The organism is Acidimicrobiia bacterium, from assembly GCA_040880805.1.
In the GTDB taxonomy this organism is placed as follows: domain Bacteria; phylum Actinomycetota; class Acidimicrobiia; order IMCC26256; family DASPTH01; genus DASPTH01.
This window is the reverse complement of the sequence record JBBDHW010000028.1, coordinates 16429-28585: the sequence shown is the minus strand read 5'-3', so window position 1 is coordinate 28585 and position 12157 is coordinate 16429. Positions and strand designations below refer to the sequence as shown.

Genomic DNA, 12157 nt, shown 5'->3' with positions numbered 1-12157 from the left:
CGACCGCTACGAAGTCGTCGCGCTCGCCGCCGGTCGCAACGCCGATCTCCTCGAGGCGCAGCGCGCCGAGTTCGGTGTGGCACCCGAGTACGCGCGCACCTGCGCGAATGATCCCGATGGGCTCGCCGAGCTTGCATCGCATCCCGAGGCCGACGTCGTGCTCAACGCGGTGGTCGGCTTCGCCGGCCTTCCCGCGACGATCGCGGCGCTGCTCCACGGCAAGCGTCTCGCGCTCGCGAACAAGGAGAGCCTGATCGCGGGAGGTGCGGTTGTCGCGGCAGCGCGGGCGCGTGGCGCGGGTGAGATCGTCCCCGTCGACAGCGAGCACTCCGCGCTGTACCAGGCGCTGCGCGCGGGCGCGCCGCACGAGGTGCAGCGGCTGATCCTCACTGCGAGCGGTGGCCCATTCCGCGGCTACACGCGCGAGGAGCTCGCGCTCGTCACGGTGGCCGACGCGCTCGAGCACCCCACGTGGGATATGGGCGCCAAGATCACGATCGACTCGTCCACGCTCATGAACAAGGGCCTCGAGGTGATCGAGGCCCACGAGCTCTTCGACTTCGAGTTCGACCGGATCGACGTGGTGGTGCACCCGCAGTCGGTGATCCACGGGATGGTCGAGTTCAGGGACGGCGCGACCATCGCGCAGCTGTCGATGCCCGACATGCGCCTTCCGATCGGCCTCGCGCTCGGCGCCCCCGACCGTCTCGACGAGCCGTTCGGTCCGATCGACTGGACCAGCCTCTCGCAGCTCACGTTCGAGCTGCCCGATGTCGATGCCTTCCCGTGCCTCCAGCTCGCCTACGACGCCGGACGAACCGGGGGCTCGGCGCCCGCGGTCCTGAGCGGCGCCAACGAGGTGGCGGTGGCGGCCTTCCTCGCCGGACGGATCCCCTGGACGGCCATTTCGGGAGTAGTGGCGGAGACCCTCGCCGCCGGCACCGGGAACGTTCGGGAGGTCGCCGACGTTCTCGACGCAGACCGGGTGGCACGGGAACGTGCCATCGTCGCCGTCAGCCGCCTCGGCCGGGCCGCGTGAGATGAAATCAGCGAGCGGAGCGAGCGCCCGAGCGAGCGTTCGCGGACGGGGTATCCCCGTCCGCAGCGAGTGAGGCAATAGTGCGGGATCCGCTGGAGGAATCCACCGTCGAGATGACACGGGAGGGTGCGACGCGCTTCCTCGTGGTCTTCGTCGCCGCGCTCGTCGCGCTGGCGGTGTTCGTGCCCGGCAGCCGCATCCCGCTCGCGATCATCGTCGGCGTCGTCCTCATGGTGATGCTCCACGAAGCCGGCCACTACATCGTGGCCAAGCGCGCGGGGATGAAGGTCACCGAGTTCTTCCTCGGCTTCGGGCCGCGGCTGTGGTCGTTCCATCGCGGCGAGACCGAGTACGGCGTGAAGGCACTTCCGCTCGGGGGCTACGTACGCATCATCGGCATGAGCAACCTCGAAGAGGTCGATCCGGTCGACGAGCCGCGCACGTACCGGCAGGGCCGCTACCGCGCCCGCATGAAGGTCGTGCTCGCCGGTGTCACGGTGAACCTGCTGATCGCGTTCGCGCTGTTCTTCGTGGTGATTGCCGGGCGCGGCGTCGCCGACGGGCCGAGCACCACAGTGAACGGCGTGGTCCCCGACAGCGCGGCCGAGCAAGTGGGCCTGCGCCACGGCGACCGCATCCTCGCGGTCGACGGACAGCCCGTGAAGGGTTGGGACGAGCTCAAGCGCGCGATCGAAGCGAACGGTGGGAAGCAGATCGTGCTCACCGTCGATCGGAGTGGCCGCGAGGTCCAAGTCGATGCCACTCCGAAGGAACAGGACGGCCGGGGCTTCCTCGGCGTGTCGCCCACCACCGCGTTTCGCGACGTGAGCATCGTCGCCGCGGTGCCCGAGTCGTTCAACTTCATGGGGAGGCTCACCGCGGGCACGGGTGAGGCGCTCGGCAAGTTGTTCTCGCCGTCGGGCGTCGCCGAGTACAGCAAGAACTTCACGTCCGACGCCCCGAAGGAAGGATCGCAGGCCGATCTCAACCGACCGCGTTCGCTCGTCGGGATCGTCGACCAGGGGAGCGACCTCGTCGGCAACGACCTGTGGACCCTCCTCTTGCTGCTCGGTGGTATAAGCCTGATCCTCGCCGTCTTCAACCTGCTGCCCGTCCCGCCGATCCTCGACGGCGGGCACGCCGCGATCGTCGTGTACGAGTGGGCGGCTTCGAAGATCAAGCACCGCCGGGTGGAGGTCGACTACCGCAAGGTGCTCCCGATCGGGGTCACGTTCTTCGCGGTATTGATGACGATCGCGCTTTCCGCGATGTTCCTCGACGTACGCCAGGCCATCGGCCAGTAGAGAGCGGGAAAGATGGAACGACGGGTCACCCGGCAGATCCGCGTCGGTGACGTCGCGGTCGGCGGTGGTACGGCGGTGTCGGTGCAGTCGATGACCACTACGAAGACGGCCGACGTCGACGGCACGTTGGCGCAGATCTACGCGCTCGCGGCGGCGGGTTGCGACATCGTGCGCTGCACGTGCAACGAAGAAGCTGCGGCCGAGGGCCTGGCGCGCATCGTCCCGCGCTCACCGGTGCCGCTCATCGCCGACATCCACTTCCAGTACAAGCTCGCGCTCGCGGCGATCGAGGCCGGGGTGCAGGGACTGCGGCTGAATCCCGGCAACATCCGCAAGCCCGACCAGGTCAAAGCCGTCGCCAGCGAGGCCAAAGACCGCGGGCTCCCGATCCGAATCGGCGTGAACGCGGGCAGCCTCGATCCTGACATCGCGGAGCGCTTCGGTGGCCCCACGCCGGAGGCGCTGGTCGCGTCGGCCGAGCGCGAGCTCGCCTACTTCGCCGAGGTCGGCTTCGACGACGTCAAGATCTCCGTGAAGTCGTCGAACGTGCCGGTGATGATCAACGCCTACCGGCTGCTGTCGGAGACGGTCGACTTTCCGCTGCACCTCGGCGTTACCGAGGCGGGACCGCTGCCCGGGGGGCTCGTGAAGTCGACGGCCGGCATCGCGACGCTGCTTGCCGAAGGCATCGGGGACACCATCCGCTTCTCGCTCACCGCCGACCCGGTGGAGGAGGCGAAGGCAGGACGCCAGCTACTCGAGGCGATGGGCCTCCGTGAGCGCAAGGGCCTCGACCTCATCGCGTGCCCGTCGTGCGGCCGCGCCGAAGTCGATGTGATCCGTGTGGCGCGCGAGGCGCAGGACGCGCTCGAAGCACGCAACATCCCGCTCCAGGTCGCGGTGATGGGATGCGTCGTCAACGGTCCCGGTGAGGCGCGTGGTGCCGACCTCGGTATCGCGGCCGGGCGCGGCAAAGGGCACCTGTTCGTGCGTGGCACCGTCGTGCGCGTGGTACCCGAAGCCGACATGGTGACCGCGCTCGTCGACGAGGCCGAGCGGATCGTCGCCGAGGGAATCGAGGCGCGGCTCGCGGCCGCCGACGAGAACGCCGAGGCCATCGCCGCCGCGACACGTGAGGAACTCATTCAGATCCAGGGTCACGACGCCGACCACAGCGAAGACCGCGTGGCGAAGATCCGCGAGATCGCGGACCAATAGCCCAACCCGCCGGGTCCACGAACCGGACGCCCTCTTGTCGACGGATCCGTCCCGTTCGCGGACGCTCTCTGCCGATCGAGGGACAATTTGGGTATTCAGCGGCGCAGCCAGCCTGCCGACACGATACGCAACGGGATCGACACAGGTGGCAGGTGGCAGGAGGGGACCCGTGATGGACGCGAACCCTGCGCTGCAACTCACAGAGGACGAGCTCGCAGGCGCGCGTGAGAGCGTGCGCCGCGGCGTGCGCGGCGTGATCCCGGCCCTCGTCATCATCCTGACGGTCACGGGTGTCATCGAGGGCGCAGTCGTCGCCGCATTGGTGGCGCCTGGGCACGTGCTCGTGAGCGCGCTCCTCGCCGGCGCGGTCGGCGCGGCGTTGGGAGTGCCGCTCGCGCTGAGCTTCAGTGCGATCACCAGCCGCCGCGGGCTCGCGATCGGCGCGGAGCAGGCCGTCCAGCAGCGGATGATGGAGACGGAAGTACGCCGTCGCGAGTTCGAGACTCGTTTCGGGCGGGCACTCGAGATGGCCGACGACGAGGCGGATTGTTACGACGTGATCCGCCGCGGGATGCGAAACGCAGTACCCGACCGCGCGGTGGAGCTGCTCCTCGCCGACAACAGCCATGCCCACCTCGATCGTGTCGTCGTGGCATCACCCGACGGTGCGGGCGTGCCGGGATGTCCGGTCGACTCGCCAGACCGGTGTGTCGCAGCCCGGCGTGCCCAGACCCAGGTCTTCGCCGACAGCGAGGATCTGGACGCGTGCCCGCTCCTGCGAGGGCGCGACGAAGGAAGCTGCTCGGGCGTCTGTGTCCCGGTTTCGATCATGGGGACCACGGTCGGCGTCGCGCACGCGACGGGTCCGCAGGGTGATCCGCTCGACGTCAGCGCCATCGAGGCGCTCCAGGCGCTCGCGAATCTGGCGGGTAACCGCCTCGGCATGCTTCGCATCATGGCGGAGACGCAGCTCCAAGCTGCAACCGACGGCCTCACCGGGCTGATCAACCGACGCAGCCTCGAGAACCGCGCGCGCGCCCTTCGCTCGGACGGCGTCGAGTTCGCACTGGTAATGGCGGACCTCGACCGCTTCAAGAACTTGAACGACACCCACGGCCACGTAGCCGGGGATCGCGCCCTGCGCGTATTCGCCGAGACCCTTCGCCATGTACTTCGATCGGACGATCTCGCCTGTCGCTACGGAGGCGAGGAGTTCGTGATCCTGCTCCCGCGCGTCGGCGCGCACGAGGCAATCGACGCGATGGAGCGGATCCGCAGGGAGCTCGCGCACAAGACGGGAAGAGGTGAGGCGCCGAGCTTCACCGCGAGCTTCGGTGTCGCGCACTCGAGCGATGCCAGCGACTTCGACGAGCTCGTCCACCGTGCCGACCAGGCACTGTTCCTGGCCAAGGACGGCGGACGAGATCGCATCTGCCTCGACGGCCACAGCATCGCGGTTGCCCCGAGCCTCACCGCGGTCGACGCGTTCACCAGCTCGTCGTAAGTATCAGGACGAGCTGACCTCGCTCACGGGAACGACGCGACAGCGCGGGGTTTCGGGGTCTTCCTTCGGCAGGAGGAACCGCCAGAACATCGTGCCGCGCCGGTGCCCACCGGTGTCGAGCCAGTTGGCCACGCCTGGATCGCGCTCGGAGATGACGAGGCGATACTCACCACCCGGGCCCAGCTCCATTTGCGCAGAATTGAGTGACGACCGCCGCGAGCGGTAGTCGAGCGTCTGCATATGAGGGTTCCACAGCACGAGGTTGGCGAAGTCGCAGTCGGGCATCGTCCCTTCCATGACGAGCGCGTCGTCGGGTCCGAGGTCGAAGGTTCCTGACGAATAGAAAATGTCGACCGCGCCCGCGGCGGCGATGCCGGTGTTGCGGAAGCTCCACGGCGTCCCGACCGAGTTCGGAACGTTTCCGACGAACGGCACCGGTGCGGGGTTGGCTTCGCCGAACACGCGAACGCCGATTGAGGTCGCACGCACGAACGCGATTGTGTCGAGCATGCGCTGCGCGAGCGTGGCGTCGTCGATCGGCGGCGCCGGGCCGGGGTCGTCGATCGGCTCGATCTGGAGCCACACCCTGATGTCGGGGTTGTTGTGCGCCGACGTCTGCTCGAGGAAGTAGCTCCGCACGAGCACGGTCCGAGCCTCGGGGTCGAGGCGGATCCAGTTGCCGGGCCGCTCGTCGGGGCTGAGGATCAGCTCGAAGTTGCCGTCGGGGTCCACGTCGAACTGCCGGTCGTTGAGATCCGCGAGGATCGGTCCGTTGATGCCGCCCGCGGGATCACGGCCGTGGATCGTGAACGAGATGTACGCCTCGCGGTCGCGGGTGCCGGTGACGCGGTACGCGCGGTCGCCGCGAATCAGCGCTTGGTGGTAGATCGCGTCGGCGTTGTCACCGAGGAACTTGCGAGCCGGCGTGACGATCGAAGAGAAGCGCGGTCGCTCGGTGTCGCCCTCGAGAAACAGCTCGGTGCCCTCGGAAAGGAGGTGGAAGATGTAGCGGAAACCCTCGACCGCGTCGAGTTCGTCGGGCTTGCGCTCCGGGGAGAGCACGTAGTCGTCGCGGACATCCGCGAGGAGGCGGATCAGCTGGTTGAACGCCTCGGTCGACTGGGCGGCGAGCGGCATGATTCTCCGGTCAGATTGCGGTGAGGTGACGCGGTTCGTAGAGCAGCACTTCGACGTCACCGGGGAGCACGATCATCGTGGTGATGCCGAATCCCTCGTCCTTCGGCTCGCCGCGGATTTCGACCCCACGCTCTCTGAGCTCGGAGATGGTCGCGCCGAGGTCGTCGCACATGAACGAGATCTGGTGCATCGGTGACCCGTTCTCCATCAGCGGATGCACGCCCAGCTCGGCGGGCGGCAGTTTGAAGATCAGCCAGCCGGGATGCGCTTCGACAGAGTCCCATCCGAACACATCGCGCAGCACCCCGCGCAAGGCCTCGGGTTCCGAGGTGTAGAGCAGGCCATGAACCCCGGTGATCGCCATGGCGGGATCGTAGCGACCTGTCCGGCTGCATACCACCTTGGTATGCTGCCCCTCGTGGCAACGGACCAGATCGCGGTTCGGCTCCCCGCAGAGCTCCTCGCGATGCTCGACGAACTGGTCGACCGGGGTGTCTACCCCAGTCGGGCGGCGGCGGTTCGGGCCGGCATCGAGGCCATCACCGAGGTCGAGCAACGCCGCCAGATCGATCGTGCCGTGGTCGACGGCTATCGCCGAGTGCCGCCAACCTCGACCGACACCGAGGCCGCCATCCAGTCGCTCCGCGAGGCGATCCTCGAGGAACCCTGGTGAGCGAGCCCCGTCGCGGGGAGGTGTGGTGGGGCGAGATCTCTGATGTCGGGCGGCGGCCCTTCCTCGTGATGACCCGGACCGCGGCGATCCGCGTTCTCAACGCGGTCGTCACCGCCCCGATCACTCGGACGACACGAGGTATCCCGACCGAGCTCCCGCTCGGCCGCGCCGACGGCATGCCAACCGACTGTGCGGCGAGCTTCGACAACCTTCGGGTCGTCCCGAAGGCCAACCTCGTCGAGCGGGTCTGCGTGCTCGACGCGATGTTGATGTTGGAGGCCTGTGACGCACTGCGAGCCGCGGTCGAGTGTTGACGTGAAGGAGCTCACGGGGCGAGTCGCGGTGATCACGGGAGCCGGCTCCGGGCTCGGAGCCGCAATGGCGGACGTGCTTGCCGCCGAGGGAATGCGGATCGTGGTGCTCGATATCGACGGCGCGGCAGCCGAAGCGACTGCGGAACGACTTCGGGCGAACGGCGCCAAAGCGCTCGTCCGTCGCGTCGACGTCGCGTCTCGGCCCGCGCTCGCCGACGCGGCCGCCGCCACGCGCGACGAGTTCGGTGGCTGCGATCTGCTCTGCGCGAACGTCGGCGTGCAGCAGTTCGGCGCCATCGAGCGACTCACGGCGGACGACTGGCAGTGGATGCTGTCGGTGAACGTCGTCGGTCTCGTGCAGACGGTCGACGCGTTCCTACCGCTGCTGCGAGCGAGCAACGGCGAGCGGCGCATCGTCGTGACATCGTCGTCGAGCTACTTCGTGCCGAGCGTGCGACTCGGCGCGTACATCACCACGAAGTACGCGGTGGTGGGTTACGCAGAGGTCCTGCGACTCGAGCTCGCCGACGAGGGCATCGGCGTGACGCTGCTCTTCCCCGCGGGGATGCTCACGCGGCACCTCGACAGCAGCAAGTCGGCGCGACCGGCGGAGCTGGGCGAATCGGTGATCATGCCCGACGACATCGACGCGATGATCGCGAGCATGAAAGGTGCGGGCGACACGCAACCGGTGTCGCCCGAGTTCGCGGTCCGTAACCTCGTGCGCGATCTCCGAGACAGCCGCGACTACATCATCACGCACGGCGACTACCGGGACGACGTCGAGCAGCGCCAGCGCGAGATCCTCGCCGCGTTCGACCGCATGTCGGGATGATCAGAGCTTCGATGCGATGAGTTGCGCGTACGCCTGCGCGCCGTCCGACCGCAGGTGGAGTCCGTCGTCGTAGAACCACTCCGGATGCTCGCCCCCCGCAGCGTGCCAGTCGACGAGCACCGCGTTCTTGTACCGCTTCACGCCGTCGGCAAGGGTTTCGTTCACCTCGTCCTCCCAGGGGCGCGACACAAAGGCATTCACGATCACGACACGCCGGACGTTCTTCAGGAGCTGCATCATCCGGTCGAAGTCGTCGGGGTCGATGGCGCCGTTGGTGCCGAGTTGCACGACGACCTCGTCGCCGAGCTCACCGGCGTCCTTGTACCCCTGGAGAATCTCTACCCCGACGGAGAACTGGCGGCTCTCGGCCGCGTCCAGGGTCGTGCGGTCGCGCCCGATGGCTCCTGCGAGCGCGTCAGCCGCGCCGAGCATCACCGAGTCGCCCACTGCGGTCACCTTCGGCGGGACGAGTGTGGTCGTCGTCGTGGTCGACGGAGCCGCGGTACTCCGTGGGGCGGTCGCGCGGCTGTCGGAGCCGCCGCCACCTCCGAGCACCAACGCTCCGCCGATCACGACGACTGCGATCACCGCGATGACAACGAGCGCTGTAATCAGACGGCGCCGTCGGTAGTCGACGGGAGCGGGTCCCGGCGTCAACGCCGGACGGTCCAGTAGGTATCGACCCGGTAGGGCAGCGCGATCACGTCCTGACCCGCGGTCGCGGGATCGCGATCGAGCACTGCCCGAACCTCTTCGAGCACTACCTCTTGTTCGGCGGGCGGCAGCACCGCAATGTGGCTCACGCTGCGCATGCGGTCGATGGCCTCGTCGTGGGTGAGCAGCTGCTCGTGCCGGAAGACCGCCTCGGTGAGCGGCGTGAAGAACGGCTGGTCCACGAACGCGGACTCGCGCCATTCGTCGTGGTTGCGCCAGGGTGCGCGCTTCTCGACCCGGTCCATGATCGTCCACATCGCGTCGACCCACGGCACGGATCGATTACGTGCGTTCCAGATCAGACCGACACGGCCGGCGGGACGCAGCACCCGATGGAACTCGCGCAAAGCCGCGAGCGCGTCGAACCAATGGAACGCCTGTGCGACCGTAATCGCGTCGAGCGAGCCGTCGGCGAAGGGCAGCGCCTCCGCGGCTCCCGCGACCACGCGTACGCCGGGCGCCGTGGCACCGAGGAACGCGCGCATCCCGTCGACCGGTTCCACGCCAACCACGTCCGCTCCGTACGGCGCGAGCAGCCGCGTGAACTTTCCGGTACCGGCGGCGACGTCGGCGACGGTACGACCGGGTGCGATGCGCAGTGAGTCGGCGAGCCACGCGACCGCGTCCGGCGGATAGGAAGGACGGCCTCGTTCGTATGCCTCGGCTTCGGTGCCGAAGCCGGTGACCGCGACTTCGTGGACGCTCAAGCGAGTTGCGACGGCGTCCAGCCGTGGAGGCCGCACTCGAGCTTGCCGGTGCCGGCCCAGCGGCCCGCGCGCGGGTCGTCGCCAGCGGCGACGGGCTGCGTGCACGGCCAGCACCCTATCGACGGGTAGCCCTTGTCGCGCAGCGGGTGTTGCGGGAGTCCACGGTCTCTTACGTAGCCGTCGATGTCGTCGTGCGACCAGGGGGCGAGCGGATTGACCTTCACGATGCCGCGCCCGATGTCCCAGCCGACGATCGCGGAACTCGCCCGCGTCGACGTCTCGTCACGCCGCAAGCCCGTGAGCCACGCTGCCTTGCCCTCGAGTGCACGGGCGAGCGGCTCGACCTTTCGCATCTCGCAGCACGAGTCGGTGTCGACCAGCCAGAGGTTGTCGGGTTGAATCTGTGGTGTGATCACGCGCAGGTTCAGGTCGTAGCGCTCGCGGACCTGCTCGACGTACCAGAGCGTCTCCGCGAAGTGGTACTGCGTGTCGAGGAACACCACGTCGATGTCGGGGGCAACCTGCATCGCGACGTCGATGAGCACGCAGTCTTGGAACGACGCCGCGAGCATGGCCTCGTCCTTGTAGGTCTCCCACGCCCAGCGCACCGCCTCGGATGCGGCCTGGGTCTCGAGCTCGGCCGACACCTTGGCCAGCTCGGCCAGGTCGGGAACAGTGGCAACGTGTCCAGCAGGCCCGGCGACCGAAGCGAGCTCAGCGAGCGACCGCATGATTTGGCTCATGTCGCGCACTCCGAGTCGCCGACTTCGGCGACATAGGGGCCGGTCTCGTCGAAGTCGACGAAGAAATCGGGTGCTTCCTCGGGTGTGGGGAAGCTGTCGAGGTCGGCGAGCGTCTTCGACACTTCCTTCGCGCCGCCGACGCGGGTGAGCCACTCCGAGAACGTCTCGCCGGCATCTCGCTCGCCCGCGAACTGCTCGACGACGCGGACGACCGCTTGTGACACCCGCTTCGCGGGCAGCTTCACCGACTTCTCGCCGAACGCGATCTCCATGTTGCCGACCTTGCCGCCGAGCATCATGTGGTACCCGGGTGCGGCGCGTCCATGGGCCCGTCGCTCGATCCCGACGAATCCGATGTCGGCGATGTGGTGCTGACCACACGAGTTCGTGCAGCCCGAGATGTTGATGCGCACGCCGCCTACCTCCGCGAGCCCGGCTTCCTCGAGCGCGTTGCCAATGTCGGCGGCGAGGCCGCGCGACTGCGTGACCGCGAGGTTGCATGTATCGGCGCCGGGGCACGACACGACGTCGCGGGCGAGCTCGGCACCGGCCTCGGCCATGCCGAGCGCGTCGAGACACGAGAAGAGCTCGGGGAGCTGCTCCTCGGTGAGGCCGCGCAGCACGAAGTTTTGCCGGTTGGTGATGCGCACCTCGACGCCGAAGTCGCGCTGGACCTGCGCGAGCCCTCGGAACTGCTCGACGGTGATGTCACCGAGGCGGGCGTAGGCGTACGCGCTCACCGTGCCATTGGCGCGTCCGCGCACGACGTTGACGGTGTCCCACCGGGCGAGGGGATCGAGGTTGCGGAACTCGACCGATGTGCCGATCGCGCCAGCGCCGAGAGAGGTGGCGAGACCACCGTCGGCACTCACGCCGGTACCCATGCCCGCGGGCGCGTCGCCGTCGCGCTCCACGACACCCGGGATCCCCCCCGGGTATGTGGCCGACGCGGGGAGGAACTTGCGCTCTTTGAGGATCCGCTCGCGCAGCTCGTCGACGCCCATCGTGTCGACGAGCCACTTCAGCCGCGCGCGCAGCTTGTTGTCGCGGTTCCCGTAGTTGCCCTCGACGCGCACGATCGCTTCGATCGTGGGCAGGAGATCTTGGCGCGAGGTGAACTCCTCGAGCGCCTGCGCGGGGTGCGGGTTCGCGCCGAGCCCGCCGGCCATGAACACCCGGAAACCGGGCTCGACGGTGCCGTCGGGTCGCGGCCGGTTCACCGCGATCACGCCGACGTCGTTGAACATCGCCTGGCCGCAGTCGGTGGCGCAACCGGAGAAATTGATCTTGAACTTGCGGGGGAGGCGCTGCGCGATCGGGTTGCGGAGGAAGAGGTCTTTCGCCGCCTCGGCCCACGGGCTGATGTCGAGCACCTCGTAGGGGCACGCACCGGCGAGGTGGCAGCCGGCGACGTTGCGTACGGTGTCGCCGCAGGCCTCACGGCTCGTGAGCCCGACCGACGCGAGGAGCCGGAGCATCTCGGCGACCTGCTCGAGCTGCACGAAGTGGAACTGCACGTTCTGGCGGGTGGTGAGGTGCGCCCAGCCGCGCGAGTAGCTCTCCGCGAGGTAGCCGAACATCTCGAGCTGGTCGGGCTCGACGCTCCCGTACGGGATCTTCACCCGCACCATCTGGTTGAAGCCGCCCTGGCGCTGCCCGTAGATGCCCTGGTTCAGGCGGAAGACGCGGAAGACGTCGTCGTCGATCTCACCCGCGATGTAGCGGCGGGCACCGTCTTCGAAGGTGCGAAGCTCCTCCTCGATATCGGGGTCGAGGGGCTGGGCGCGGAGCTCGCGAACGTCGATCGCCATACCCGAGGAAGTTACTCGGGTTTCCCCCGAAATGCCAGCGAGAAGGTCGGGAATCCATCCCATTGGATTTCTTGACGATGGGCCTTCGCCCGACTCCGACAGTTCGTCGCCGGCACACTCGTCGCCGGCGTGGCCGCACTGGGCGTCGGCGGCGTGGT

At 68.3% G+C, this 12157-nt stretch carries 13 protein-coding genes; 7 read left to right on the top strand and 6 right to left on the bottom strand.

The window, feature by feature from the left end:
* The 4 genes from dxr to WD271_07175 form a co-directional block, all read left to right on the top strand.
* On the top strand, positions 1 to 1039 hold a 1039-nt coding region (dxr, locus tag WD271_07190; protein ID MEX1007616.1), incomplete at its 5' end, for a 1-deoxy-D-xylulose-5-phosphate reductoisomerase.
* A gap of 80 nt (positions 1040 to 1119) precedes the next feature.
* On the top strand, positions 1120 to 2343 hold the full coding sequence (locus WD271_07185) for a M50 family metallopeptidase (GenBank protein ID MEX1007615.1): 1224 nt from the start codon (positions 1120 to 1122) through the stop codon (positions 2341 to 2343).
* A 12-nt stretch (positions 2344 to 2355) separates the two neighbouring features.
* Positions 2356 to 3561, top strand: a complete 1206-nt coding sequence (ispG, locus tag WD271_07180; protein MEX1007614.1) for a flavodoxin-dependent (E)-4-hydroxy-3-methylbut-2-enyl-diphosphate synthase — start codon at positions 2356 to 2358, stop codon at positions 3559 to 3561.
* A gap of 172 nt (positions 3562 to 3733) precedes the next feature.
* Positions 3734 to 5065 (top strand): sensor domain-containing diguanylate cyclase, encoded by a 1332-nt coding sequence (locus WD271_07175; GenBank protein MEX1007613.1) that lies wholly within the window; start codon positions 3734 to 3736, stop codon positions 5063 to 5065.
* A 3-nt stretch (positions 5066 to 5068) separates the two neighbouring features.
* On the opposite strand, the gene WD271_07170 is transcribed toward WD271_07175, so the two are convergent.
* Both WD271_07170 and WD271_07165 read right to left on the bottom strand, forming a co-directional pair.
* Entirely contained in the window at positions 5069 to 6202 is a 1134-nt protein-coding gene (locus WD271_07170; GenBank protein ID MEX1007612.1) for a DUF1214 domain-containing protein, read from the bottom strand.
* Between the two features lie 10 nt (positions 6203 to 6212).
* The gene (locus WD271_07165; protein ID MEX1007611.1) at positions 6213 to 6566 is read right to left on the bottom strand and encodes a VOC family protein; all 354 of its coding nucleotides are present in this window, start codon (positions 6564 to 6566) and stop codon (positions 6213 to 6215) included.
* Positions 6567 to 6620: 54 nt separating this feature from the next.
* Between WD271_07165 and WD271_07160 the strand changes: the two genes are divergently transcribed.
* The 3 genes from WD271_07160 to WD271_07150 are packed head-to-tail and all read left to right on the top strand — an operon-like array spanning position 6621 to position 8024.
* Positions 6621 to 6875: a ribbon-helix-helix protein, CopG family gene (locus tag WD271_07160; GenBank protein ID MEX1007610.1), complete on the top strand. Its 255-nt coding sequence runs from the start codon at positions 6621 to 6623 to the stop codon at positions 6873 to 6875.
* Complete coding sequence (locus WD271_07155) at positions 6872 to 7189, top strand: type II toxin-antitoxin system PemK/MazF family toxin (GenBank protein MEX1007609.1); 318 nt, start codon at positions 6872 to 6874, stop codon at positions 7187 to 7189. The genes WD271_07160 and WD271_07155 overlap by 4 nt, the downstream gene beginning before the upstream one ends.
* A gap of 1 nt (position 7190) precedes the next feature.
* Positions 7191 to 8024 (top strand): SDR family NAD(P)-dependent oxidoreductase, encoded by an 834-nt coding sequence (locus WD271_07150; protein ID MEX1007608.1) that lies wholly within the window; start codon positions 7191 to 7193, stop codon positions 8022 to 8024.
* Here WD271_07150 and WD271_07145 read toward each other — a convergent pair whose 3' ends face one another.
* Genes WD271_07145 through WD271_07130 form a run of 4 tightly spaced genes read right to left on the bottom strand, consistent with a single transcriptional unit; the run spans position 8025 to position 11999 of the window.
* Positions 8025 to 8681, bottom strand: coding sequence for a hypothetical protein (locus WD271_07145; protein MEX1007607.1), 657 nt, complete (start codon positions 8679 to 8681; stop codon positions 8025 to 8027).
* Positions 8678 to 9445: a class I SAM-dependent methyltransferase gene (locus tag WD271_07140; protein MEX1007606.1), complete on the bottom strand. Its 768-nt coding sequence runs from the start codon at positions 9443 to 9445 to the stop codon at positions 8678 to 8680. The genes WD271_07145 and WD271_07140 overlap by 4 nt, the downstream gene beginning before the upstream one ends.
* On the bottom strand, positions 9442 to 10188 hold the full coding sequence (locus tag WD271_07135; protein MEX1007605.1) for a phosphoadenylyl-sulfate reductase: 747 nt from the start codon (positions 10186 to 10188) through the stop codon (positions 9442 to 9444). Before WD271_07135 ends, WD271_07140 begins: the two co-directional genes overlap by 4 nt.
* Positions 10185 to 11999 (bottom strand): nitrite/sulfite reductase, encoded by a 1815-nt coding sequence (locus WD271_07130; protein MEX1007604.1) that lies wholly within the window; start codon positions 11997 to 11999, stop codon positions 10185 to 10187. The genes WD271_07135 and WD271_07130 overlap by 4 nt, the downstream gene beginning before the upstream one ends.
* Positions 12000 to 12157: the final 158 nt, after the last annotated feature.

What these genes read in the sequence shown, in the direction of transcription:
- WD271_07135 (MEX1007605.1), bottom strand. Translation starts at nt 10,188, where the DNA reads ATGAGCCAAATCATGCGGTCGCTCGCTGAGCTCGCTTCGGTCGCCGGG.
- WD271_07175 (MEX1007613.1), top strand. Translation starts at nt 3,734, where the DNA reads ATGGACGCGAACCCTGCGCTGCAACTCACAGAGGACGAGCTCGCAGGC.
- WD271_07130 (MEX1007604.1), bottom strand. Translation starts at nt 11,999, where the DNA reads ATGGCGATCGACGTTCGCGAGCTCCGCGCCCAGCCCCTCGACCCCGAT.
- WD271_07170 (MEX1007612.1), bottom strand. Translation starts at nt 6,202, where the DNA reads ATGCCGCTCGCCGCCCAGTCGACCGAGGCGTTCAACCAGCTGATCCGC.
- ispG (MEX1007614.1), top strand. Translation starts at nt 2,356, where the DNA reads ATGGAACGACGGGTCACCCGGCAGATCCGCGTCGGTGACGTCGCGGTC.
- WD271_07165 (MEX1007611.1), bottom strand. Translation starts at nt 6,566, where the DNA reads ATGGCGATCACCGGGGTTCATGGCCTGCTCTACACCTCGGAACCCGAG.